The sequence below is a fragment of the Empedobacter tilapiae genome, assembly GCF_004785645.1.
Taxonomy (GTDB): Bacteria; Bacteroidota; Bacteroidia; order Flavobacteriales; family Weeksellaceae; genus Empedobacter; species Empedobacter tilapiae.
Genome location: NZ_SRPE01000006.1, coordinates 40,069 through 66,044 on the forward strand (window position 1 = coordinate 40,069; position 25,976 = coordinate 66,044).

Genomic DNA, 25,976 nt, shown 5'->3' on the forward strand with positions numbered 1-25,976 from the left:
AATAAATCTCGAAAAAACAAGAAGAGATTTTACAGAAAAAAAATTATGCCAAGAAGAAATTTTAAAAATACAAAGGCGAAAAAAGACAAAAACATAACAAAGTTTACGAAGTCTATCATCGAAGTTTTATTTCAAAATCCAAATAAACCTTTAAATTATAAACAAATTGCAGCAGCTTTAAATCTAACAAATCGAATTGATACAGAATTATTGATTAAGAATTTGAATGTTTTGTTAGCTGATAAAAAGATTTCTGAAGTAGAAAGAGGAAAATACAAAATCAATGCAACCAATGATTATATGGTTGGGATTGCGGATTTGACTTCTTCGGGAAGCGCTTATATTATGATTGATGGTCTTGAACAAGATGTCTTTGTACAAAAAGGAAAAACGCGAAATGCCTTAATGGGCGATACGGTTCGCGTATATGTTTATCCAAAAAAACATGCCAATCAATCGAGAGCAGAAGGAGAAATTGTAGAAATTATTGAGCGCAATAAAACTGAATTTACAGGGATTTTCGAGTTAGGAAAGAACGGAAATTTTGGTTTTGTGACGATGCAAAATGGTAATCATGATTTCTTTATTCCAAAAGAGAAAATTAAAAATGCTCAACCAGGAGAAAAAGTTGTGGTTCGATTAACAAACTGGCCAGAAGGATCTAATTCGCCATTTGGAGAAATCACACAAGTTTTGGGTAGTCCAGATGATACTGATGTAGAAATTCATGCGATTTTGTTAGAATACGATTTGCCAGCTCAATTTCCAGAGGAGGTAGAAGAAGAAGCAAATCAGTTGGATACTTCGATAGACGAAGCCGAAGCAGCTCGCCGTAGAGATATGCGAAATGTAACGACATTTACAATCGATCCGAAAGATGCAAAAGATTTTGATGATGCCTTATCAATTCGAAAATTAGAGAACGGAAATTGGGAAATTGGAGTTCATATTGCTGATGTTACGCATTATGTTCGTCCAGGTTCGTTGATTGAACAAGAGGCGTACAAACGTGCAACTTCTGTTTATTTGGTGGATAGAGTAGTGCCAATGTTGCCAGAAGTGTTGTCGAATGTTGCATGTTCTTTGCGTCCAAATGAAGATAAATATACGTTTTCGGGTGTATTCGAAATGGATGATAATGCAAAGATTTTAAAAACATGGTTTGGTAGAACTGTGACGCATTCAGATAGACGTTTTACATATGAAGAAGCGCAAGAAATTATCGAAGGAAAAGATGGAGATTTTAAAGATGAAATCTTGACTTTAGATCGTTTAGCGAAAACAATGCGTGGAAAACGTATGAAATATGGAGCAGTTAATTTTGATAAAGTAGAAGTTAAATTCGATTTAGATCAGGAGCATAATCCACAAGGAATTTTCTTCAAAATTTCGAAAGATTCAAATAAATTGATTGAAGAATTCATGTTATTATGTAACAAAAAAGTTTCAGAATTCATTAGTTTAGATAAACACGGAAAAGAGAATGCGAACACTTATATTTATCGTGTTCACGATGATCCAAATCCAGATAAATTATTAGACTTAAAGAATTTTATTCGTCAATTTGGTTATGAATTAGAGATTGGAGATCGTAAAACGACCATCAATTCTATGAATAAATTGTTAGCAGAAGTAAAAGGGAAACCAGAAGAAAATATGGTTGAGACTTTGGCAATGCGAACAATGGCGAAAGCAAAATATACAACAGAAAATATAGGACATTACGGTTTAGCGTTCGATTATTACACGCATTTTACGTCGCCAATTCGTCGTTATCCAGATATGATTGCACACCGTTTATTACAAGATTATTTAGATGGTAAAAAATCTCCTGCAGCGGCTGTTTACGAAGATAAAGCAAAACATTGTTCATCTCGTGAGAAAATTGCTGCTGAAGCAGAACGCGAATCTATCAAATACATGCAAGTTAAATATATGGAACAATTTGTTGGACAAACATTTGATGCTTTTATTACTGGTGTACAAGATTATGGAATTTTTGTTGAAATTCCAGAAACGCGTTGCGAAGGTTTAATACGTTCACGTGCTATGAAAGGAGATCATTTTGTTTTTGACGAAAAAAATCATGCTTTAATAGGTAAGCGCACACGTGTTAAATATCAGTTAGGAAGTCCAGTTAGAATCAAAGTTTTAAATGCTGATTTAATCAAGAAGCAATTAGATTTTGAATTGGTTGATGCTTAAATTTCATAATTTAAACTTATCTTGCAGACCTTAATTAAGTTATGGAAATAATATTTTCGGCCATACTAATAGGTTTTTTGTTAAGTACAATTCTTATAGGACCTGTATTTTTTTTACTTATAGAAACTAGTCTACGTAGAAGTTGGAAAACAGCTGTAGTATTAGATTTAGGAGTTATTGCAGCAGATATTTTATGTATTGCAGCAGCTTATTATGGAAGTAAAGATTTTACTGATTATGTAACTAGCCATCCTAAGTTTTATCGCATTTATATAATTGCAGGCTTTTTTGTTTTGATTTATGGGATTTTTATGTATTTCTCTAAACCAAAGTTACATATAGAAAGCGAAGCAGGATTTGTTAGCAACAATTACATAAGAACATTTATCAATGGATTTATCATGAATTTATTGAATATAGGTGTAATTGTCTTTTGGTTTGTTATTGTATCTTCAATAATGATTCAATATCCTCGACCAAGTGATTTTATGCTGTATATGGGAGTTGTACTTACAACGTATTTTGTAATAGATTTAGGTAAAATATTTTTAGCAGGAAAACTTCAAAAACGTTTTACAGATCAAAAAGTATTTATGGTACGAAAAGGAGTCGGAATTTGTCTTTTAATTTTTGGATTAATCATTATCCTAAAAGGTTTCGGATTCTTTAAAGAAATTGATCAAAAGATAGAACATCAACTCATTAATCAAGAACAAACAAGTTAAAAATATAAAAAGTTCATTTATTGAATGAGCTTTTTTTGTTTAAATATTTTTATTTGTATAATCCTCAATAAGAATAGGGAAATTACGATAATTAATTTCTATTTGTATGAAAACCATTTTCTTATAGTAAATTTAACTTCAGATTTATTTTCAATTTTACATTTTTTCAATTTCTACTTTATAAAAATAATCTAATTGATTATTGATATCATGAAAAATAAAATAAATAATTGAGTACAAAATAAGGTCAATAATGATGTAATAAAAAATAAATATTTTATCATTAATTATAATTCATAAAACCTGTTTTTTTTATTTCTTCTATTAATTTATCAGGATTAGAAACTCTGAAAATTATTTTTGAATCATATTTAGAGTTTTTATGAAGAATTTTAATTCCTTTTTCAAAAAAATCGTTAGATGCAATTATATCTATAATATCTTTTTTTAAAAGGATTATTTTAAAGAAAAACAAATAATTTATTATTAACTTATCTTCATAAATATTTATTTGAGCAAGTAAACTTGACATTCTAATAGAACCTATTATAAGTCCTCCTGATTTTGTATAATGATTGTTCATATATTTTTTAGGTTAAATTATTATGTTTGAAATAGTGCCGTTTCGAATAAGTGAAATCGAGTTTTAAAATGCTCTGTATGTTGCATTTATTTTTAGAAGATTATATCTAAATCTGTCGAACTTACTTCAATAGCGATTTCCCAGAATCCTTATAATTCCATGGTTTTAGTTTCATTAAATCAGCAATTGTAGACGCAATTTGATCAGTATACGTTTGATTTTTTTTGAGGTTTTTAGGATTAATTCCGTTTCCAATCAGCAAAATAAATCCTTCGTCAGAGCCTTTTACTTCATCATTGTGATCTGTCCATTCGTTTCCATTTCCACGTCCATGATCTGTTGTTACAATAATTGTCGTTTGATCTTTGTAAAAAGGGTCACTTTGTATATAATTCCATAATTCTTCAATCATACGATCGTTGCGGTTTATTGAATTGATATATTGATCGTAATCTTCATCATGTCCATAATCATCAGCTTCACCATAACCTATAAAAAGTAATTTTGGCTTCTGATTTTTCATCGCTTCCAATGCAAATTCGTGCGTAAAAATATCAAATCTTGTTCCCCACCATTGTTTTGGCGTTTCTAACTGAAAACGTTCGATAAGTAATTCTCTTTCAGATTTATTTTGATTAAAACTATCCTGATATCCAGCATTTACCAATAATTTAGAACGGTCTTGATTGAAAATATTCGGATACATCATCCAGCTTCCAAAAACCATTACTTTACCAGTTAAATTCTTTTGTTGATTTGCAATTTCAAAAACTGAAATATTAGGATTCAGAATATCTTTGTTATTTTTAATTCGCTTATCATCAGCTTTTCCAGTAATTATTTCATTGTATCCAGGATAAGACCATAATCTTTTGTTGGTTAAATTAACGAAATTTTGTTCATCACGATTTCCTAAAATCACACCTTTTTCTTTAATAATTTTCCATGTAAAAGGCATCAATAATTCGCGACGTTTTATAGAATCTTCTGCCCAATATTTTTGATTTGTTTGAACAATAATTGAATTGTACTTTTTATCATTTAAGATTGATTTTTCAACTCCTCGGAAAACTTCTTTCCAACGAACACCATCTAGTGTAACTAGAATAACTTTAGGTTCTTGAGCAAATAGAAACGTAGAGCAGAAGGCAAGAATAAGAAATGTATATTTCATACGAATTTAATTTCTTATAAAAATAAGAAAAGCATCGATATGATGCTTTCAAATTATTGATTTTTGAGTTTATTGACAATTTGTAGATAAACATCATCGGCGCTTAAATTTTGAAAATAATCATAGTTTTCAAAACCTTTCGGATTTTTACCAAAGATAGAAGTGGGACGAATTTTCATCGTTTCGTCTTGTATTACATCATTTATGGATTGTCCATAACCCAAAAAGCCAGCAAATGGATGTGTTCCACCCCAAATTGAAATAGTTCGTGTTCCCATCAGTGAAGCCAAATGCATATTAGCACTATCCATCGAAATCATCACTTCTAATTTGGCAATAGCTTGTAATTCTTCTTCAAAAGAAACAGTTCCAGCTAAAGATTTGATATTTGGATTAAAATTTTCCCATGTTTTTAATTCATTAATTTCTGTTTCTCCTCCTCCAAATAAATAAATTTTGTAACCATTTTCAGCTAATTTCTTCGCCACGATTTTCATCTTTTCGATTGGATACATTTTACTTGTAAAGGCTGCAAAAGGAGCAATTCCAATTGATTTTGGTTCTTTAATTGATTTTGGTTCGATTTTATGCTTTAAATTGACGTTAAAACCAAGTTGACGCAAAACATCAGCATAGCGTTCAGTTGTTAATTTTAATTGCTTAAAAACGCGATTTTTTTGATCGACTAAAGCTCTTTTCTCTGCACGACCTTTGTTTAAAGTAGCCGTTTTTGTACCGTTAAGTTTGAATAGAGTTGTAATTACTTTTGATCGTATTACGTTATGAAGATCAGCAACATAATCAAAATTATATTGTTTTAATTCCTTGTATAATTTGAATAAGCTAAAAAAACCTTTGTACTCTTTGTTTAAATCAACCGAAATAAATTTTATTTGAGGAAATTGTTTGAAAATATTTCCCATAAAAGGACGAGAAGCAACATAGACTTCGACATTAGGATTTTGTTCAACAAACTCTTGCAACACAGGAGCAATCATTGTGACATCGCCCAATGCAGAAAAACGTAAAACTAATAGTTTTTTATGATTCTTTTTCTCCATTATTCCTATTGTTAATTTCTTTTGCAACCATTTTCATTTGCTTTTCAAATTCTTGCTTAGATGCTTCAAAATATTGATCAGAATTTTCAGCGTGTTTTGCAATTTTACGCAATGATTTTCTATCACTCTTTATAAAAATTTCACCAATTTTGGATGCTTCTTCATGAGAAAAACCGTACTTCATTAATATTTGTCTCCCAACATAAACAGATGAGAAGAAGTTTTCACGATAAACTTCATCCAAGCCATCTTTTAAATAGTTGTATGCATAGCTACGGTTTTTTGCTCGAACAATAATTTCAAGATTCGGAAAATTTTTACGAACAATATAAACCAACTTTTGATTTATTTCTGGTGGATCTAAAGCAGCAACAAAATATTTTGCATGTTCTGCTCCAGCAGATTTTAACAAGTTAACATTTGTGGCATCTCCATAAAAAACATTAAAACCTTGCTTGCGCATTTTCTCTACACGCTCGCTATCATTATCTAAAACAATCGATTTTATTCCAGTACTTTTTAATACTCGACTAATTGTATTTCCAAAATCACCAAAACCAGCAATAATAATTTGTCCATCAGCTGAATTTGGATTTATTTTATCATTTTCAATGATTGTTTTTACTTTTGTTTTAACTCCAAAATATTTTAGAATTAATTTTTCATTTAATACTAAAAGTAATGGAGTAATCACCATTGTAATCGCTGTTGTAGCTAACATCAAATCGTACCATTCTTTGTTTAAAATATCTAAATTTCGAGTTAATGACAAAATAACAAAAGCAAATTCTCCGACTTGTGATAAAAGTAAAATGAATAACCATTTCTGATCAAAATCGAATTTATGCTTGATTCCAATAAGCCACAAAACCAGTGACTTTATCAACATTATTCCAAATGTTAATCCAAGAATCATAAATGGTTTATCTGCAATTAATTTGAAGTTAATTGTCGATCCAACTGCAATAAAAAATATTCCTAATAGTAATGATTTGAATGGTTCAATATCACTTTCTAATTGATGTTTGTATTCGTTATTTGCTAGAACAACACCAGCAATGAAAGCTCCCAAGGCAGGAGAAATTCCAACTTTTTGCATTAAAACTGAAACTCCAATTACTAAAAGTAGAGCAGAAGCAGTATAAATTTCTCGAACTTGTAATTGTCCAACATATTTAAAGTAAGGTGTAATTATATATTTTCCAATTACATAAATAAATGTAATTGCACCAACTATTACCAAAGTTTTCATGAATGCTGGCCCGCCAACAAGCAAGCTTTTAGAATCATCTCCGATTGATTGAATCAATGAATCTCCAACTAAAAGAGGAATAATTGCTAAGATCGGAATTACCATAATATCTTGAAACAAGAGAACCGAAAATGTTGACTTTCCAATACTTGTTTTGGTTAACCCTTTCTCGCTAAGTGTTTGCATAATAATAGCTGTTGAAGACATGGTTATTACAAAACCTATAGAAACAGCCAAAGAAAAATTCATTTTCAAAGCAAACATTCCGACTAAAGTAGCAATAATTATAGTTCCTAAAACTTGCATACCACCAAGGTTGATGATTTTATTTTTCATCTTCCAGAATTCTTTTGGATCAAGTTCTAATCCAACTAAAAATAACATCATGACAACACCAAATTCAGTAGCGTGCATAATGTCTGTTCCATCATTTCCAACAAATTTGAAAACGTATGGACCAATTAAAACTCCGGCAATTAAATATCCCAAAACTGATCCCATTCCTAATTTTTTAGAAATTGGAACGCAGATTACAGCGGAAAATAGAAAAATAAATGCTTGGCCTAAAAAGTCGTTCATTATGAGATAAGGTTGATTAGATGATGCGCCTAACTATTATTTTGTTTTGATTGAAATGCAATTGCATAAAATTTGAATTGTTTTATCATCGCCAATAATCCATTTGCACGGGTTGGTGATAAAAATTCTGATAAACCAATTTCGTTGATAAAATCTGTATCCGATTCTAAAATATCTTTTGGCGTTTGATGATTGTACATTCTCACCAATAATGCCGCAATACCTTTTGGTAAAATAGCATTAGAATCAGCCTTAAATTCGATTGTATCACCATCCAATTCTGCATCTAACCAAACAGAAGATTGACAACCTTTGATGATTTTATCATCTGTTTTTGCTTCTTCAGGCAAAGTATTTAAACTTTTTCCTAACTCGATTAAATATTCGTAGCGTTGTTCCCAATCTTCAAAAAATGAGAATTCGTCTACTATTTCGTTTTGAATTTCTTTAATTTTCATACTACAAAGTTAGAAAGTTTTTGATAGTTTTTCCTCAAAAAAAGACGTTAAATAGCTTGATTCTTTTAGATTTCTTATTTTTGTGTTTTGATAAATTTCAATTCCCAAAAAATGAAGTACACTTTCATTGTTAATCCAAATTCTGGAAATGCAAAACACGATATTTCGCTCGACTTTTTACAATCAAAATTTGATTCTTCAGACGAAATTGTTCTGAAAGAAACTGCTTATCAATTTCATGCAAAGAAATTGGTAAAAGAAGCGATTGCAGAAAATTCTGATGTCATAGTTGCGTGTGGAGGCGATGGAACAATCAATGAAGTGGCGAGTGCTTTGGTGAAAACAAAAATTCCGTTGGGAATAATTCCTGCCGGATCTGGAAATGGTTTGGCAACAAATCTTAATATTCCGAAAGATCCTAACAAAGCAATTGAAATTATCAAATCAAATGTTGTTCATACGATTGATGTTGGTAGAGTAGAGGACAAGTATTTTTTTAGCAATTTAGGTTTTGGGATTGATGCAGAAGTTATCAAAACGTATGAAGAGAATCAAAAGCGTACGATTACTGGATATGTTGATGCATCTGTGAAAACATTGTTGAATTACAAATCTAAATTGTTTCGTCTTTATATAGATGATGTAATTATCGAGAAGAGTTTTTATTATTTATTCTGTTCTAATTCTAACATTGCAGGTTATGGGATCTCTTTTACGCCCAAAGCTGATTTGTCTGATGGTGAATTGGATTTATTGATGATAGAAGATTTAGATGTTTTCGAGCAATTTTATTTTTCGGTTTTAGTTTTAGCGAAAAAGATTGATTTTTTGAATAAAGCAAAGTATCGAAAAGTTAAGAAATTCAAAATTGAAAGTTTAGATCATAATCCGATTACGTATCAACTTGATGGAGAGATTCATAAAACTGATTCACTTCAAGTAAAAGTTAAAGTCTTACCAAATGCGTTGAAAATCATTTTTTAACCTTAATTATCTATTTAATTAACAATATAAATTATACATTTTCAATCAATTAAAATGTTATTAACTGAGTTATAAACCATTTGTTTCTAACCAATTTTATAATAATACTTGCATTCGTTGTAACTTTGATTAAAATTTTTACAATGAAAACTTCTTATAAAATTTTAGCAATCGATTCTAATCATGAATGTCTGAATAATGGACTTCGCGAAGCGGGTTTTATTGTTGATGAAGATTATACTTCACCTAAAGAAATTATCGAACAAAAGATTAATGAATACGATGGAATGATTGTAAGGAGTAGATTTCCAATTGATAAAGATTTTTTGGCAAAAGCAACGAATTTAAAGTTTATTGGTAGAGTAGGGGCAGGCTTGGAGAATATTGATGAAGAGTTTGCAGCCGAGAATAACATTGTTTTATTCAATTCTCCCGAAGGAAATCGCGATTCTGTTGCTGAACATGGGATTGGTATGTTGTTGATGTTGATGCATCATTTGCGCAGAGCTGATAACGAAGTTCGAAACGGAATTTGGAAACGCGAAGAAAATCGTGGAGATGAATTGAGGGGAAAAACCGTTGGTATTATTGGTTATGGAAATATGGGAAATGCGTTTGCAAAACGTTTGCAAGGTTTTGAAGTAAATGTGATTTGTTATGATATTTTGCCAAATAAAGGTAATGAATTTGCGAGGCAAGTTTCGTTAGAAGAGTTTTTTGAACAAGCAGATGTTGTAAGTTTACATACACCGCAAACGCCAGAAACGATGCAAATGATTAACGAAGAATTTATTTCTAAATTCAAAAAGTCATTTTATTTTGTGAATACTGCTCGCGGAAAATCTGTTGTGACAAAAGATTTAGTTGAAGCAATGAAAGCTGGAAAAATTTTAGGAGCTGCTTTAGATGTTTTAGAATTTGAAAAATCGAGTTTCGAGAAATTAGTTGCATCTGAATTACCAGATGAATTTCAGTATTTAATCCAAGCGGATAATGTTGTTCTGGCTCCACATATTGCAGGTTGGACGCATCAAAGTAAAATAAAATTAGCAGAATTTATTCGTGATAAAATATTAGATTGGAAAAATAATCATTGATAATTAAAGCTTAGAATTTCTAAGCTTTTTTTGTTCCATAAATTCCGGATGCGCATCCAAAAAAGTATTCTTTGTATTGAACATTTAAATTATTTTTTTTAAAAATAGTTTCTACTTTTTTACATGATTCAAATTTTTTGGTGTATAACCATAACATTTTATAATCATCAGAATTTCCTAAAAATAGTTTGCCAAGAATAGGAATTATTTTCCCTAAGTAAAAAGAATATAAGAAATAGAGTATACTATTTTGAGGCTTTGAGATTTCTATAAATGTAAATTGTCCATCTTTTTTTAACAATCGATATACTTGTTTAGCTAATAAATCAATTTGATATTCATTAAATGTTTTCAAACCAAAAGCACAAGTTATAATATCAAATTCTTCTGATTTTAATTCATTTTCTAAAACATCATCTTGAAAGATTTCTATCTTATTTTGAAAAATTATTTCACCTTTTTTTCTCGATTTCTCAACCATTTCTTCCGAAAAATCTAAAGCATAAAATTCTGCATTTGAAATCTATTTTTTAGATATGACCAATTTTCGCCTAATCCAGATAGTAAATCAAGTACTTTTATTTTCGATCTTTTTCTATTTAATGTTTTGATAAATTGTTTTCTCCAAATAATTGAAAAACCAAAAGAAGTTATATAGTTCATTCTTTCATATGAACTTGACATTTTATTGAATAGTTTTTTTACAAAGTTTGGATCATAGATATCATTCATATCGATTAGTTTTAACTAAAAAGGTTCCGAAATTTCGGAACCTTTTTTCATTTTGTAAGTTTTTTGTAAACTTTATACAAAATAACTGCTACTATAATTACAAGGACGATTTGGAGTAGAATCCAAAGTATCACATTAAATGTTGATTCGCCTGAAATAAATAGCATATATGTCTCATGTGTTAACTGTATGCTAAAATATAAAATATTTTTAACATTTAATTAATAATTTAGAAAATATTTCTTTTAGCAACTTGGTGTGTATCTTGATAACTTATCACATATCAATGTATAGATACATTATCAACCATAAATTTGTATAAAAATTAATAACTATGAATTATCAAATATTTAAATCAGAATCAAGAGGAGGTGCTAATCATGGATGGTTAAACACACAGCATTCATATAGTTTTGCTAATTATTATGATCCATCTCGTATTCATTTTGGAGCTTTACGTGTAGTAAACGATGATATAATAACTGGAGGAATGGGATTTGGAAAGCATCCTCATGATAATATGGAGATTATTACAATTCCCACTAAAGGAGGAATTTCTCACGAAGATTCAATGGGAACAGGTTCTGTAATTGAATCTGGAGATGTACAAGTAATGAGTGCTGGTACAGGTGTTTTCCATAGTGAAATGAATGCTTATGAGAACCAAGAAGGACATTTTTTTCAGATTTGGATTATTCCGAATAAAATGAATGTGGAGCCTCGTTATCAACAAATTTCTGTTCGTGAAGTTGCGAAAGAGAACGAATTGTACCAAGTTCTTTCTCCAAATGCAGACGATCAAGGAGTTTGGATACATCAAGATGCGTGGATTTTCTTAGGAAATTATACAGAAGATAAACAAGAGACATACAAAGTACAAAAAGAAGGAAATGGTGTTTTCTTTATGGTTGTGGAAGGAGAAGTTGAATTTGACGGAAACAAGTTAGGAAGAAGAGATGTTATTGAAATTAAGAATACAAACGATTTTTCGTTCAATGTAACTAAAGATTCTCGATTGATGTTAATCGAAGTTCCTATGGATATTTAAAATTTTTTTCAAGTTTTAGTTGTTTTATATATAGAGTAGATTTCAGAAATGGGATCTACTTTTTGTGTAAAAAAATATTCTTTCAATACAAGTATTTAGTATATTTACTGCTTATAAAACTTTAACTTAAAACGTATTAATCTATACTATATGAAACGTTTATTCATCATCGCTTCTTTTGCTTTAATGATTATCAGTTGTAAAAATGATAACATTGAGATTGATTCTACTTCTGCACAAACTTTTAGTGAAACAGTAGATAAAATTTCAAAGGCTTTGCCTGTTATGCAGCAAGATAAATTTAAAGAAGCTTTGCAAATTATTTTCGAATATAATACAAGTCAAACAATGGACAATGAAGCTCGTTGGGGAATAGTTCGTACGTTGTTAGATGGAAAAACTGTTGATGAAGTTTTTGATATTGCTGAAAAAGTAGCATTGCAGAATAAATTTACTTGGAATAGAAACCAAGTTCCTTTGGCTAATGGAATTCCAAAACCAGGAGCTACTGAAACTATAGAAATACCTGCTGAACCAACTACTAATGTGCAACGTTTTGATTTTAGTTTAAAGCAAGATGATACAGGAATAGCAATTTCTCCATTTTTCTACAATGGACAAGGGGAGGAAATTCAATTAAATCAGGCTGTAACTGCAACGATAGAAGTTTTTAATTCTGGGAATATAGTTTACACATTTCGTTCTACTATTGATCCTAATTCGATGGATGATTTGTACAGAAAAAATTCTATTAACATAAAATACTCTTCTTTAGATCCATCTAAATTAAAAAATGATCGTCTTGATATTTTGGTTAGAATTCCAAATTCTGAACGTTATTTAACGAATCGTAAAGCAGTAAAAGTTCCGTTAAATTTAGTTGGAGCATCAGAAGAGATAGATTCGGTTTCGCTTGATAATACTCCTGCTCATGTAAGTAAAGAAGCTGGAATGGTAAAATCTCTTTCGAATCGTTTTATGACGAATTTATCGAAGAAAAATTATTCTGGGGCTTTTGCTTTGACTAGAAGTGGAGAGTGGAATACTTTTCAAAAGTTTTCTTCTGATGAAGGAATTAAAAATTTAGAACAAGCAACAATTAACGATGCAAAAGTGTTAGATGCAGATGAAAAAGTAGCTTTGGTAGAAGTACAAACGAATTTAAAAGATCAATCTTCTAAAACGTATCAAGTTACTTTAGAGAAGATTAATAATAAATGGTTTGTAGTTAATTTCAAATAAGTTTCCATTTAATAGTTAAAAAAGCGTTCCTAATTGGAACGCTTTTCTTGTTTTATATTGAAATGAATTATTGTCCGTTTGCTTCTTTAGCAGCGTCCGCTTTCATTTTTTCGTTTGCAGTAATTGCAATTTCTACACGACGGTTTTGAGCACGTCCATCTGCTGTTGTATTGTCAGCGATTGGTTCTTCTAAACCTTTTCCTTTTGATGTTAAACGAGTAGAAGAAATACCTTTAGAAACTAAATAATCTTTTACAGATTGAGCACGTTTTTGAGATAATGGCAAGTTATAACCTTGAGAACCTACATTGTCGGTATGTCCAACGATTAATAAATCTGTATCAGGGAATTCGTTAAATACTTCTACTAATTTATCTAAGTTAGTTTTTGCAACAGATGTTAATGAAGCTTTATTATATTCGAAAGTAACTTTAGAGTTCTCATCTAAAATTAGGTTAATCCCTTCTTCCGTTCTTACAACTTCTGCTCCTGGTAAAACTTGCTCAATTTTTTGTGCTTGTTTATCCATATTATTACCAATAACACCACCAGCAGCACCACCTACAGCAGCACCAATTACAGCACCTAAAGCTGTGTTTCCTCCTTTACCGATATTATTTCCTAAGATTCCTCCAATAACACCACCAGCTACAGCACCAATACCGGCACCTTTTTGTGTGTTATTTGCATTTTGTACAGCTGTACAAGAAGACATAATAAATGATCCTCCTAATACGATTGCAGCTATTTTGGTATTTATTTTTTTCATAATTTCTAAGTTTTTAAATTGTTGATTAGCGTACGAAGTTATAAATTACTTGAGCAATTTTTCCGTTTGCATTGATATCTTGTACCAATTTCAATGAATTTGTATCAACATAATCTACACGCATTTTGTATCCTGCAGTATTTTGTTTCGCTTTGATTCCTGTTACATCTTTAAAAATAAAGTAAGTTGTAGAACCATCTTGCTGTAAATCCCAAATAATATTTGCTGTTCCAGAAGGACAATCTCCTCCAGCGTTATTAAATGTATATGTACCTTTTTTGTTGTTTTGAACTAAGTTCCAAGTAGAACCTTCGTAACATTCTGGATTTGCTGTATCAAAAACCTTTGAAACTGCATCAGTAACTTTTACATTACCTTGTACCTCGTTAGTTGTTAAACCTTGATAATCTACATTTGTCAAAGTCCATGCTCCTCTAACTTCTTTACCTGTCTGGATTTCTTGTTTCGCAACTGTTGTAGATGCACAAGAAGTTAAAAATGCTGAAGTGCATATCCCAAATAATAAAATACTTTTTTTCATAGCTATTTATTTTATTTATGATTATAGTCAAAAAATGGCTTTTATAAATTAGTCCTATTAAATTTAAATAAAAAATGAGACATAATACTCATTCTATATAATAAAAGTGGCTCTAAAGGGCTTATTTTATTTTTCAGCTTTTATTACATAGATCATTGAAGAGTATTCACCTGTTTTTTTTGCTTTTGAATTAGATTTTAAACCAACTCTAATCGCATTAATAAAACCTAACTTATTACCCTTATATTTTTCAGAAAGTAGACTTACATAAAATGAATCTAATTTCATTGGATGAGTAGATTCAATTTTCATACCAAAATTGTTAAAAAGCTTACTCATACTTGTTACAGAGAAATGCCAAAGATGTCGTGGAACATCATAAGCAGCCCAATATTTCCCATAATATTCTGCATCATAAGATTTGTGATTTGGGACAGCGATAATTAAACGACCATTTTCTGTCAAATGATTTTTTAATTGATTGATGATTTCATTTAAGTTTGGAATATGTTCTAAAACATGCCACAAAGTTATCACATCAAATTTTTCTTGATTCTGTTCTATTTCTGTAGATCTAACTTTTTCAATTCCAACTTTTGATTGAGCAATTCTTCTTGCCGAATCGTTTGGTTCCATTCCTAAGACATTGTAACCATTTTTTTGTAGATGTTCTAAAAAATCTCCAACACCACAACCATAATCTAAAATCTTTTTACCATTACTAACTTTATTAATCAATTCTAATTTATTATTTAGATTGATTGATTTTGCCATTTGATAAAAACGTTCGAAAATAGATTTCTTTCCATCGGTATGAGAAATGTAATTTTTACTTTCGTAATACTTTCCTAAATTTTCGATAGGTTGGGGGAGAGTGTACAAAACTTCGGTTTCTGAATCTTCGTAAATTTCGAATTTTTCTCCTGTTAAAAAATAATCTTTTAAATCTAATTTCTTAATACCAGAAAATCCTTCTTTTGAAGGATTTTCTTGAGATGTTTCACGTGGAACATTTTCCATATTATCTTCCCATGTAAATTAATAATACACTTATATCTGCTGGTGATACACCGCTAATTCTTGATGCTTGTGCTACCGTTGCAGGTTTTATTTTTGTTAATTTTTGACGAGCTTCTATCGACATCGAACCAAATACATTATAATCTATATCTGCCGGAATTTTTAAATTTTCCAAACGATGCAATTTATCTGCATTCTGTTGTTCTTTCTTAATATAACCTTTGTATTTGATCTGAATTTCTGTTTGCTCTAATTCTTCTTGATCGTATTCATTTGTTTCAATAAACTCTTTTACTCGATCTAATTTTGTAAAATCAGAAAGCTTTAATTCAGGACGAGAAATAACCGAGATCATTTTGTTTGGTTGTTTTAAAGGTGTTCCTTCGCGCTCTTCAATTACATCATTTATCTCTTGTGGCTTGATTGAATTTTCTTCGAAATAATTGACTAGTTTTTCAGCTTTGTCAAATTTTTCTTCCATTCTTCTCAAACGATCTTCTGAGGCTAAACCTAGTTCAAAACTTTTTCTTGTCAAACGTTCGTCGGCATTATCTTGTCTTAATAAGATACGATATTCTGCACGAGACGTAAACATACGATAAGGTTCTTCTGTACCTTTTGTAATCAAATCGTCGATTAAAACTCCTATATATGCTTCGTTGCGATTTAATATAAATGGATTTTTTCCTTGAATTTTTAACACAGCATTTATACCTGCCATCAAACCTTGAGAAGCAGCTTCTTCATAACCTGTTGTTCCGTTAATTTGTCCAGCGCAATATAAGTTATCAATTAGTTTAGTTTCTAATGTATGTTTTAATTGTGTTGGAGGAAAATAATCGTATTCGATTGCGTAACCTGGACGCAAAATTTTTGCATTTTCAAAACCAGGAACAGAACGTAAAGCTCTTGCTTGAATATCATCTGGCAAAGATGTAGAGAATCCATTTATATAGAATTCCATTGTGTGCCAACCTTCCGGTTCTGCAAAAATTTGGTGACGATCTTTGTCTGCAAAACGATTAATTTTATCTTCGATAGATGGACAATATCTTGGTCCAGTCGATTTAATTGTTCCGTTAAACATTGGAGAACGATCAAAACCTTCACGTAATAAATCGTGAACTTCTTGATTCGTATAAGTAATCCAACAAGAACGTTGTTTCGTTAATTTTGGCGTATTTGTGTAAGAGAATTTCGAAGGATTTTCATCTCCTGGTTGCTCAACCATTTTCGTATAATCGATAGAACGACCATCTACACGTGGAGGAGTTCCTGTTTTCATTCGTCCAGCTTCGAAACCTAAATCAACTAATTGTTCCGTAATTCCGAAAGCAGCAGATTCTCCCATACGTCCACCTCCAAATTGTTTTTCACCAATATGAATCAAACCATTCAAGAAAGTACCATTTGTAAGGACAACAGATTTAGAACGAATTTTCATTCCCATTGCTGTAATAACTCCACAAACCTTACCATTTTCAATGATTAAGTTTTTTACCATATCTTGAAAGAAGTCAACATTCTCTGTTCTTTCTAAAGATAAACGCCATTCTTCAGCAAAACGCATACGATCGGACTGTGCGCGTGGTGACCACATCGCTGGACCTTTAGATTGATTCAACATCTTGAATTGAATCGCAGTTTTGTCTGTAATAATACCAGAGTATCCACCTAAAGCGTCAATCTCACGAACAATTTGTCCTTTCGCAATTCCACCCATAGCAGGATTACAAGACATTTGTCCGATTGTTTGTAAGTTCATTGTAACAAGAAGCGTTTTTGCTCCTAAATTGGCTGCTGCTGCTGTCGCTTCTGCACCTGCGTGACCACCACCAACTACAATTACATCATATTCTGATTGAAATATCATTTGATTTGTAAACTTATTTTTTTGTTAAAATAATAAATGTTCCACGTGGAACATTATTGATTTAGATAGCTACTAAATGTTTCTAAATATTGATTTTCTTTAGCAGTCATCAATTCTTTGTCATCTGGATCTTTGTCCATATAACCAGCAAAATGTAATATTCCATGGATGACAACACGAGCTAATTCGTTCTCAAAAGAAACACCATTTTGCTCTGCATTATCTTTGATTCGTTCGACGCTAATAAAAATATCACCCATCAATTCATCTTCAATAGAATTATCGAAACCGATAACATCTGTGTAATAATCGTGGTCTAAATATTGTCGATTAATTTGAAGTAAGTATTCGTCATCACAGAAAATATAGTTTAAATCTTCTATTGTCTTCCCTTCATTCTTCATACTCTCTACGATCCAATCTATCCAAGTTTGAGCATCTTTTAGCTCAAAATCTGTTTCGTAAAATAATTCTATCATTGTTCTAAAACCAGTAACCTAAACTTAAATTAAATAATCCTTTTTTTGTGTAAGGCGAATAACTCCAAATAAAATTTAAAGGTCCTAATGGACTATCGTAGCCATAAGTAACGCCATACCCAAGATATTTATAATCTGTTAAACTTAATTGCTCAAATCTATCTGAGATATTTGCTATATTCATAAATAAACTTGTGTAATGATTTTTCAAAATTCGAGCTTGAATATGAGATCCAAACATTAATTGATTATCACCAACCGCAGAACCAAAAGGAAGCCCATAAAACTTTGTATAATTGAAAAAATCTTGTTCAACATAACCTCCTAAAAAAAATTTTTGAGGCATCGTAACATTATCATTGAAAAAGGTTCCAAAGTTAGCAGTAAATCTGTAACTTAGGAAATTATTTAACGGAAAATTTGCCTCTAAACTTGATTCTAACAAATAGTTGTTTTCAAATCCAGTTACATTAGAATCAAATAAATACTTGAAACTTCCATCAAATTTTAAGCCACTTCGAGCAAAATTAGCATTGTTTCGATTATCTGCTTTGATATATCCATATGCTTTCCAATAATAACCTTCAGTTTTTGCTGGGAAATCTTCGTTATAAGCAATAAAATTATTTGTAAATACTTTTGTGTATTGATGTTCGAGCCCAATACCAATTGCATATTTTTCTTTGATTGTAGACTGAATGTATAGTTGATTAATATATTCTCTGAAATTGTAGTTTACTTTTTTATAAATATTATCTTGTCCCAAGAAGTTTCTAAGATCGATTTCTTTATCAAAATAATGAGAATAAGAATTGAAACCAATACTTGGTAAATATCCGTTATCTATGAAAAAATTAATGTTATATCTTGCATAATCTCCTACAATAATATCAGTAGAAAGAATAGAGTTTTTAACGAATAAATTTTTTGAAGTGAAGTTTAGGAGCAATCCAGTTTTAAATAGATCATCATAATGTAATCCAAAACGAATTGATTGTTGCGTTTTGTTTTCCTGAACTTTCAATGTTAAAAGGTTTTTATCATTATCTATTTCTGATATTTTATAGGTAATATTATTAAAGTTTCCTGAAGCATATAATTTAGAAATTCCTAATTTTAAATCATCATATTTTATTATTTCTGGGGTACGAATACCTAATTTTCCTTCGATATAATTCTTATTAAAATTCTTTAATCCTTCTATTTCAATTTCTTTTACCAAGACATAATCATCAAGTTTTATTTCATTTCTACTTTTGTCATAAGCATTTTGTTTTTTTGCAATTTCTTTTAATTGATCAAAAACTTTTTCAGAAGCTATAAATCCTCGTTTGTATATAGAATCAACTTCATCAAAGCTGGTAACAGCATATTCTTTTAATTCAGGTTTTATCAATAAATCAACTAATTTTTTTTGCTCATCTGTTTTTTTTACAATGCTCATTGTCATAATTTGACTCAAAATATCAATTGCAGAGTTTAGATTTTCTCGCTTTTGTAATCCATCACCTAACTCAACACCAATAATAATATCAGCTCCCATATCTTTCACTTCTTTTACTGGAAAATTGTTGACAACGCCGCCATCAACATATATTTTACCATCAATTGTGACAGGATCTAACATGGTTGGATAAGCACCTGAAGCCAAAATAACGCGAGGTAAAAATCCCGAACGAAAGACTTTTTCTTCTCCAGTTTCGAGATCGGTTCCGATACAAACAAAAGGCGTCGGAAGTTTATTAAAATCATCAATATTATGAACAGGACGCAATAAATAAGTCAATAAATCAAGTGGGCCTTGACCTTTTGAAATCGCATTAGGAATCGTTAATTTGAACTTATCAAAAGGTAATTCTAAGATATATTTTTCTTTGTATGCTTTCTCGAAAAAAGGAATTTCTGCACGATCTTTATTTTGTATAATCAATGAAGAAATATCCAATTGATGCATAATTTTCTCTAGCTCGTCAGGCGTATATCCAGCCGCATATAATCCGCCAATAATAGCGCCCATACTTGTGCCTCCAATATAATCAATTTTGATTCCTGCTTCTTCGATCTTCTTTAAAGCGCCAACGTGTGCATAACCTTTTGCACCGCCACCACTCAATACAACACCCACTTTTAGACGCATTGAATCGTTCTTCGTTTCTTGTGCAAAAGAAATGGTCGAAATAATGAAAATGAAAGCAAAAAGACTGCGCATAATTGATCTAAATTGAGGAATAAAGATAAAGATTTTAATGCTTAGTTGTTTTTTAATTTTTGACTTTTGATGGAATAATAAAGTATTAAAAGAACTATTATTGAAATTAAAAAGATGAAACTTACCATAGTTTCTGTTTCAAAAGTTGAGGAAATAAATGTAAGAACTTATATCATTCCTAAAAAGAATATTGGAATTAATGAGAAAAACAGAAAGATATACAAAAGGAATTTCATACAATTAGGCTACAAAAAAAGAGCTACTTTTCAGTAACTCTTTTTTTCAAATTCTTTATCTATCCTACACAACATGAGATATGATTATTGTTACAGCCAATAATAGCATCTGCATATTCCATATCACTTTTTAAATGCAATTTCCATCTAATGAAATTATTGTCAACACAATTAATATAGCTATTGTAACAATGACCACAAGCAGAAGCAAAAGGTGCTGCAATAAAAATTGTGAATATTAATAAGAATTTTTTCATAAATTTCTATTTATTGATTAGTTAATTCGTTATATTTTTTTAATCTTTCGTTTGTTCTTTTTTCTAAATTCAATTCTTTTGTAGCTTCGTTCACCAAAAATTCTTGCTTTTCTTTATCAGTTAAAAACTCAGGATATTTTGCGTAAAAATTTTTAGCTGCTTTTTTGTTCTCTTCATACGCCTTACCAGAAAATAAAGATTTGTTTGTTTTTTCTTGTATATCTTTATCAAAAGATTCTACACTTGAAAAATTGATATTTTCCTTTTTTTCTCCTCTTTGCATTTTATTTTTAGCTTCTTCTGTTTTTGCTACAACATATTTTGTATTAATATCAGAGTTTTGGTCAAAGCCATCGACTACAGTTTTCATTAATTCTTTGTATTCTTTAGAGCTTTTTACTTGTTCGTAATATTCTTCTTGAGAGGAAGCTTTGTCATCACTACAGTTAAATAATAAAGTAGCTGTAAATAAAATCAGTAATGTTTTCTTTAAGTTTTTCATAAGCATAATTTGAAATTTCATTAAAATAATAATAAAAAAACATCTAAAAGGTTTTAATCGATTGTAAATGAGTAAATGATAAAAAAAAGAGCTACTTTTCAGTAACTCTTTCAATATATTATTCTTTGTAATAAACGCGTTTTATACGTTGGGAAACCGAAGTCAAGACTTCATAAGGGATTGTTCCTAACCATTCGGTAACATCGGCTAAAGTTGGCGAATGCCCAAAAATAGTCACTTCGTCACCTTCTTTACATGGAATATCGGTAACATCAACCATCATCATATCCATACAAATGGTTCCGGTAATTGTAGCCAAATGTTCATTGATACCCACTTTTCCTTTTCCGTAACCAAGCGAACGACGAATTCCGTCTGCATAACCTACAGGTAAAGTTGCAATTTTGGTATGACGTTCCGCTGTAAAACGACGACCATAACTTACAGTTTCGCCTTTTTCAATCTCTGAAATTTGAGAAATTACAGTTTTGAAACGCACAACAGGTTTCAAATATTTCTCCATAAAATCGGTATATTCAGAGTAGCCATACATCCCGATTCCTAAACGAACCATGTCATATTGATGCTCTCCATACGCCACAATTCCAGGAGAATTTAACGCATGTTTGATTGGTTTTATCTTTAAAGCTGTTGTAATAGCTTCATAACTACTGTCAAAACGATTCAATTGATGTCTCGCATAATCTTCCTCTTCTGGCATATCAGCAGTTGCTAAATGTGTGAAAATAGATCGAACATAAACATGCGAATTATCTTTTAGAATTGCAATTAACTCTTCGAAGTCATCTTCGTGAAAACCAAGACGATTCATTCCTGTTTCCATTTTTAAGTGAATTGGATAAGGCGAAGAAATCTGTTTTTCTTGTAATTTCTGAATAAATAGTTTCAAGACGCGCAAACTATAGATCTCTGGCTCCAATTGATAATCGATGAGTGTTGAATAACTACTTTGTTCAGGATTCATGACGATAATAGGAATTGTAATTCCAGCTTCGCGCAATTCTTTTCCTTCATCTGCAATTGCAACTCCTAAGAAATCGACACCGTTATTTTGTAAGGTATTTGCCACTTCAAAACTTCCTGTTCCATAACTATTCGCTTTCACCATACACATCAATTTTGTAGTAGGTTTTAACAATGAACGGTATACATTTATATTCTCGATAAGGTGTTGTAAATTAATTTCGAGAACAGAATCGTTGGAACGTGTTTCTAATTCATTCGAAATTTTTTCTAATTTGAAAGGACGAGCACCTTTTAATAAAATAGCTTCGTTGTCGACATGTTGATGTTTGAATTGTTCTAAGAATTCTTCAGTCGAATTGAACGAACGAACATATGATTCAAATAAATGTTTGAACTGAGAAATTTTTTCTCCGATTAAAACGATTTCATCAAAATGATAAGGGTTGACTAAATCGGCTGCTTGTTGATATAAATCTTCGTCAGATAAGTTACTTTGTAAAATATCCGTCAACACCAACGATTTTTTGTCGCGCGGTTGTTGATTTAACACATTTAAACCAATTTTTAATGAATTTAGATCAGAATTGAAGGTATCATTAATTAAAATTGAATGATTAATCGCTTCTTTAATTTCCAAACGCATTTCGATTGGTAGAAGTTGATTAAATTCGTTTTTAAGTTGCTTGTAATCAATATTTAAACTAATTAAAGTCGTTAAGCAAATTAAACTATTTTTAATCGAAGCATCATCGATAAAAGGAATTGAATAGGTGAATTCTTCTTGATTATGTAAAATAGAAATTTGTGTATTGGTCTGATTACTTTGTATTTGCTTGATCTGTACGGAGGCAGAATTAGAGTAACCGTACGTGTATTTATCAATTTTTGCTAAATGTGGATTTTCTAGAATAGCTTGATGAACTTTTTCATTCTCGATATTGAAAACTAATTTATCAACATGAGAAAATAGTTTCAGTTTTTCCTGAATCAATTCATCTTGATTTTCGAAATTTTCTAAATGCGCTTCTCCTATTTTTGTCAACACACCAATTGTTGGTTGAATAATTTCTTCGAGATTTTGCATTTCATTTGGCATCGAAATTCCAGCTTCGAAAATACCCAAATCGTTTTTCTCTTCCATTTGCAATATAGAAAGTGCTGCTCCGAATTGAGAATTGTAACTTTTTGGACTACGAACAATCGAGAATTTTTTCCATAACAATTGATTCAACCATTCCTTTACGATTGTTTTTCCATTGGAACCGGTAATTCCTATTACAGGAAAATGAAATTGTTTACGATGAATTTTTGCCCAATTTTGTAAAGCAAGTAGAGGATTTTCGACCTCTATAAAATTTGCATTAGGAAAATTAATCAATGCTTTTTCCACGACAAAATTTCGAATTCCTCTCTGATAAGCATCTTGCAAATACAAGTGTCCATCTTTTTGGTTTCCTTGAAAAGCAAAGAAAATTCCGTGAGCTGGATTGACAATCATACGAGAATCAAAAAAAATTTGATCAATGATTTCATTCCCATTTCCAATCAAAGTACCATTAATGATACTCGAAATTTGATTTAGATTATACGTTTTCAACTTTTTGTTTGTTATATTCTTCCCAAAAAGCAGCTCGGCTTAATGGTTCGTATTCAGATGTCTCGCCTAATTCTACAAGACGATCACTATCTATTTTTCTATGTGAATAGTTTGCCAAATTTCCTGTACGAACACAAATGGCATGAACTTTTGTTATATATTCTGCAGTAGCTAATAAATTAGGCATTGGACCAAAAGGGCGACCTTTAAAATCCATATCTAGACCAGCAACAATAACCCGTTTTCCTTGATTTGCTAGCTCATTTGCAACATCTACAATTCCTTCATCAAAAAATTGTGCTTCATCAATTCCTACAACATCGCAATCATCAGCTAATAATAAAATTGCCGAAGAATATTCGACAGGTGTCGATGTAATTGAATTCTGGTTGTGCGAAACGACTTCTCGATCTGCATAACGTGTATCTATTGTAGGTTTGAAAATTTCGACACGTTGTTTGGCAAATTCCGCTCGTTTTAGGCGTCGGATTAGTTCTTCGGTTTTACCAGAAAACATTGAGCCACAGATGACTTCTATCCATCCACTTTTTTTGTTATGATTAAAGGTATTTTCGAGGAACATAGTTCAGATAATTTAGTTTAAAATGTGAAAACAAATTTACGGAATAAATTAGTTGAATGAAGTAAAAAATTAAATGAAGATAGAGATATAAGAAAAAAGGTCAAGTAACAATATTGTTACTTGACCTAAATAAGTATTAATGATTAAGAATTAGGTAAGTTATTTTTTAATAATTGTTTTTTCGTGGATTGTACCCAAATCATCAACAAATTTGAATTAATTATCTATCCTAATGAGGCTTTTATTTTTTGGACGAAGAACAAAAAATACACCTTTATAGAATTTTACAGGAAATCTTTCATAATATAGAAAAACATGCCGATGCTCAATGTTACAATAACTGCGACAAAACATGAAATGATGTTTAGTTTAATTATAGAAGATGATGGAAAAGGATTTGAAGAAAAAGAGACAAAACAAGGGATAGGAATTGTAAACATTAATGAGCGAATAGAACTTATTGGAGGGACTTTTACAATAGATTCAGTGTTAGGAAATGGAACAACAATAATTATAGAGTTAGATGGAGAAAAAGATAAGAACAGGATTGATTGACGATCATCAACTTTTTTTAGATGGTTTAAAAAGGCTAATAGAGCAAGAGAATGATTTCAAAATAGTTTATTCAACAACAAAAGCGATTAATCTACTCGATAAACTAAATGATCTTTTTATTGACATTTTGATTGTTGATATTTCTATGCCCGATGTAAATGGATTGGGATTAATACATAAAATTAAGAACCATAGGTTTATAGGGAAAATAATTGTTCTTAGTTCTTATGCGAATAATATAGATAAGTCATGTGTAGATGCTGTATTGTTGAAGGAAGTTGCTAAAAATGAGTTATTTGATACAATAAGATCCGTGCATTATGAAACATATAAAAAGAAAGATCGTTTGTTGGACTCTAGCATTATTTATTTTTTTTTTTGAGTAAAAGAGAAAAAGAAATTGTTAATCTAATTGCAGTAAGTTTTACAGTAAACGAAATAGCACATAAAACAATTTTGAGTAAACATACTATAGATACTCATAAGAAAAATATATTTTTAAAACTTGAAGTTTTAAATAATGCAGAACTCACAAAGAAAGCAATGATGTTAGAAATTATTCAATTATAATTTATACAATAAAATTTATAAGAAAATCAATTCTTTTTCGTTGTAGAGTAAAAAAATATTTAATTGTAATTAATGGGTATGAAAAAAAAATTATTAAGCATTCTGTTTATTTCTTTATTTTTAACATTATCATCTTGTGGAGATAAAAAAGGAGGAAGGAATGACTTGTCTGAAAAAGAGAAAACCGAAAATGGAGATTCAAAAGGATTAGTTATTATTTTAGAAGGAGTATTTCCTACGAATGATATGTATCAACTTTTCTATAGTAATAGCAATACATTTTCTGAAGATAAATCAGTTCGTGTTCCTATATATGGGCAAACAGTTATGCAATCAGTTGTTATTGAATTACCAGAAGGTGTAAAACCTCAAAATTTAAGACTTGATTATGGAGCAAATGTTGAACAAACAGGAATCTCCATTAAAAATGTTGAATTTTTATATAATGATAATAAGTTTAACATTAGTCATGAAGATTTTTATGGAAAATATTTTAGAGATGGACAAGGAACATCTTTCAATCCTATTAAATTAACAATAGAATTGAGACCTAATGCTGATGGTAATTTTGATCCATATGCATTGAGTACGGATGAGTTAAAGAAAAGTTTGAATAAAATTTATAACAAATCAAAAGAAGAAAAATAGAACACTTCTT

At 30.4% G+C, this 25,976-nt stretch carries 27 protein-coding genes; 11 read left to right on the forward strand and 16 right to left on the reverse strand.

Annotated features, from left to right (window positions below):
- Positions 1-45 precede the first annotated feature (45 nt).
- Positions 46-2,205, forward strand: a complete 2,160-nt coding sequence (rnr, locus tag E4J94_RS09245) for a ribonuclease R (protein WP_135835536.1) — start codon at positions 46-48, stop codon at positions 2,203-2,205.
- Between the two features lie 41 nt (positions 2,206-2,246).
- The gene (locus E4J94_RS09250; RefSeq protein ID WP_135835537.1) at positions 2,247-2,930 is read left to right on the forward strand and encodes a LysE family translocator; all 684 of its coding nucleotides are present in this window, start codon (positions 2,247-2,249) and stop codon (positions 2,928-2,930) included.
- A gap of 283 nt (positions 2,931-3,213) precedes the next feature.
- On the opposite strand, the gene E4J94_RS09255 is transcribed toward E4J94_RS09250, so the two are convergent.
- From E4J94_RS09255 to E4J94_RS09275, 5 genes are all read right to left on the reverse strand, one after another.
- Positions 3,214-3,513 carry a hypothetical protein gene (locus E4J94_RS09255; protein WP_135835538.1) on the reverse strand — a complete coding sequence of 100 codons (300 nt, stop codon included), beginning with the start codon at positions 3,511-3,513 and terminating at the stop codon, positions 3,214-3,216.
- Positions 3,514-3,634: 121 nt separating this feature from the next.
- Positions 3,635-4,687, reverse strand: coding sequence for an alkaline phosphatase family protein (locus E4J94_RS09260; RefSeq protein ID WP_135835539.1), 1,053 nt, complete (start codon positions 4,685-4,687; stop codon positions 3,635-3,637).
- 53 nt (positions 4,688-4,740) lie between these two features.
- Positions 4,741-5,748, reverse strand: a complete 1,008-nt coding sequence (locus E4J94_RS09265; RefSeq protein ID WP_135835540.1) for a glycosyltransferase family 9 protein — start codon at positions 5,746-5,748, stop codon at positions 4,741-4,743.
- Complete coding sequence (locus tag E4J94_RS09270) at positions 5,729-7,579, reverse strand: monovalent cation:proton antiporter-2 (CPA2) family protein (protein ID WP_135835541.1); 1,851 nt, start codon at positions 7,577-7,579, stop codon at positions 5,729-5,731. Before E4J94_RS09270 ends, E4J94_RS09265 begins: the two co-directional genes overlap by 20 nt.
- Before the next feature lie 29 nt (positions 7,580-7,608).
- Entirely contained in the window at positions 7,609-8,037 is a 429-nt protein-coding gene (locus E4J94_RS09275; protein WP_038336207.1) for a SufE family protein, read from the reverse strand.
- 111 nt (positions 8,038-8,148) lie between these two features.
- Here E4J94_RS09275 and E4J94_RS09280 point away from each other — a divergent pair, with 111 nt between their 5' ends.
- Positions 8,149-9,021, forward strand: coding sequence for a diacylglycerol/lipid kinase family protein (locus E4J94_RS09280; RefSeq protein WP_135835542.1), 873 nt, complete (start codon positions 8,149-8,151; stop codon positions 9,019-9,021).
- A gap of 143 nt (positions 9,022-9,164) precedes the next feature.
- Positions 9,165-10,118, forward strand: coding sequence for a 2-hydroxyacid dehydrogenase (locus E4J94_RS09285; protein WP_135835543.1), 954 nt, complete (start codon positions 9,165-9,167; stop codon positions 10,116-10,118).
- 19 nt (positions 10,119-10,137) lie between these two features.
- Here E4J94_RS09285 and E4J94_RS09290 read toward each other — a convergent pair whose 3' ends face one another.
- Complete coding sequence (locus E4J94_RS09290) at positions 10,138-10,599, reverse strand: class I SAM-dependent methyltransferase (RefSeq protein WP_262710475.1); 462 nt, start codon at positions 10,597-10,599, stop codon at positions 10,138-10,140.
- A 14-nt stretch (positions 10,600-10,613) separates the two neighbouring features.
- A complete protein-coding gene (locus E4J94_RS17910) occupies positions 10,614-10,850 on the reverse strand; it encodes a class I SAM-dependent methyltransferase (RefSeq protein ID WP_317129221.1) in 237 nt (78 codons plus the stop codon).
- A 334-nt stretch (positions 10,851-11,184) separates the two neighbouring features.
- On the opposite strand from E4J94_RS17910, the gene E4J94_RS09295 reads away from it, so the two are divergent.
- Positions 11,185-11,898: a pirin family protein gene (locus E4J94_RS09295; protein WP_135835544.1), complete on the forward strand. Its 714-nt coding sequence runs from the start codon at positions 11,185-11,187 to the stop codon at positions 11,896-11,898.
- A 150-nt stretch (positions 11,899-12,048) separates the two neighbouring features.
- Positions 12,049-13,140: a hypothetical protein gene (locus E4J94_RS09300; RefSeq protein ID WP_135835545.1), complete on the forward strand. Its 1,092-nt coding sequence runs from the start codon at positions 12,049-12,051 to the stop codon at positions 13,138-13,140.
- Between the two features lie 67 nt (positions 13,141-13,207).
- Here E4J94_RS09300 and E4J94_RS09305 read toward each other — a convergent pair whose 3' ends face one another.
- The 6 genes from E4J94_RS09305 to E4J94_RS09330 form a co-directional block, all read right to left on the reverse strand.
- Entirely contained in the window at positions 13,208-13,909 is a 702-nt protein-coding gene (locus E4J94_RS09305; RefSeq protein WP_135835546.1) for an OmpA family protein, read from the reverse strand.
- 25 nt (positions 13,910-13,934) lie between these two features.
- Positions 13,935-14,450 (reverse strand): hypothetical protein, encoded by a 516-nt coding sequence (locus E4J94_RS09310; protein ID WP_135835547.1) that lies wholly within the window; start codon positions 14,448-14,450, stop codon positions 13,935-13,937.
- A gap of 126 nt (positions 14,451-14,576) precedes the next feature.
- Positions 14,577-15,470 carry a class I SAM-dependent methyltransferase gene (locus E4J94_RS09315; RefSeq protein WP_135835548.1) on the reverse strand — a complete coding sequence of 298 codons (894 nt, stop codon included), beginning with the start codon at positions 15,468-15,470 and terminating at the stop codon, positions 14,577-14,579.
- A 1-nt stretch (position 15,471) separates the two neighbouring features.
- A complete protein-coding gene (gene mnmG / locus E4J94_RS09320) occupies positions 15,472-17,343 on the reverse strand; it encodes a tRNA uridine-5-carboxymethylaminomethyl(34) synthesis enzyme MnmG (protein ID WP_185145637.1) in 1,872 nt (623 codons plus the stop codon).
- A 53-nt stretch (positions 17,344-17,396) separates the two neighbouring features.
- Positions 17,397-17,822, reverse strand: coding sequence for an rRNA maturation RNase YbeY (gene ybeY / locus E4J94_RS09325; RefSeq protein WP_135835549.1), 426 nt, complete (start codon positions 17,820-17,822; stop codon positions 17,397-17,399).
- A 4-nt stretch (positions 17,823-17,826) separates the two neighbouring features.
- The gene (locus tag E4J94_RS09330; RefSeq protein ID WP_135835550.1) at positions 17,827-20,031 is read right to left on the reverse strand and encodes a patatin-like phospholipase family protein; all 2,205 of its coding nucleotides are present in this window, start codon (positions 20,029-20,031) and stop codon (positions 17,827-17,829) included.
- Between the two features lie 114 nt (positions 20,032-20,145).
- Between E4J94_RS09330 and E4J94_RS17595 the strand changes: the two genes are divergently transcribed.
- Positions 20,146-20,304, forward strand: a complete 159-nt coding sequence (locus tag E4J94_RS17595; RefSeq protein WP_168801849.1) for a hypothetical protein — start codon at positions 20,146-20,148, stop codon at positions 20,302-20,304.
- A 230-nt stretch (positions 20,305-20,534) separates the two neighbouring features.
- On the opposite strand, the gene E4J94_RS09335 is transcribed toward E4J94_RS17595, so the two are convergent.
- The 3 genes from E4J94_RS09335 to E4J94_RS09345 form a co-directional block, all read right to left on the reverse strand.
- A complete protein-coding gene (locus tag E4J94_RS09335; RefSeq protein WP_135835551.1) occupies positions 20,535-21,026 on the reverse strand; it encodes a hypothetical protein in 492 nt (163 codons plus the stop codon).
- 118 nt (positions 21,027-21,144) lie between these two features.
- A complete protein-coding gene (locus E4J94_RS09340; protein ID WP_135835552.1) occupies positions 21,145-23,610 on the reverse strand; it encodes a bifunctional UDP-N-acetylmuramoyl-tripeptide:D-alanyl-D-alanine ligase/alanine racemase in 2,466 nt (821 codons plus the stop codon).
- Entirely contained in the window at positions 23,597-24,193 is a 597-nt protein-coding gene (locus E4J94_RS09345; protein ID WP_135835553.1) for a thymidine kinase, read from the reverse strand. The genes E4J94_RS09340 and E4J94_RS09345 overlap by 14 nt, the downstream gene beginning before the upstream one ends.
- 321 nt (positions 24,194-24,514) lie before the next feature.
- On the opposite strand from E4J94_RS09345, the gene E4J94_RS09350 reads away from it, so the two are divergent.
- From E4J94_RS09350 to E4J94_RS09365, 4 genes are all read left to right on the forward strand, one after another.
- Positions 24,515-24,748, forward strand: a complete 234-nt coding sequence (locus E4J94_RS09350; RefSeq protein WP_168801850.1) for a sensor histidine kinase — start codon at positions 24,515-24,517, stop codon at positions 24,746-24,748.
- Positions 24,717-25,130, forward strand: coding sequence for a response regulator (locus E4J94_RS09355; RefSeq protein WP_135835555.1), 414 nt, complete (start codon positions 24,717-24,719; stop codon positions 25,128-25,130). Before E4J94_RS09350 ends, E4J94_RS09355 begins: the two co-directional genes overlap by 32 nt.
- On the forward strand, positions 25,127-25,318 hold the full coding sequence (locus tag E4J94_RS09360) for a response regulator transcription factor (protein WP_135835556.1): 192 nt from the start codon (positions 25,127-25,129) through the stop codon (positions 25,316-25,318). Before E4J94_RS09355 ends, E4J94_RS09360 begins: the two co-directional genes overlap by 4 nt.
- A 78-nt stretch (positions 25,319-25,396) precedes the next feature.
- Positions 25,397-25,966: a hypothetical protein gene (locus E4J94_RS09365; protein ID WP_135835557.1), complete on the forward strand. Its 570-nt coding sequence runs from the start codon at positions 25,397-25,399 to the stop codon at positions 25,964-25,966.
- Positions 25,967-25,976: the final 10 nt, after the last annotated feature.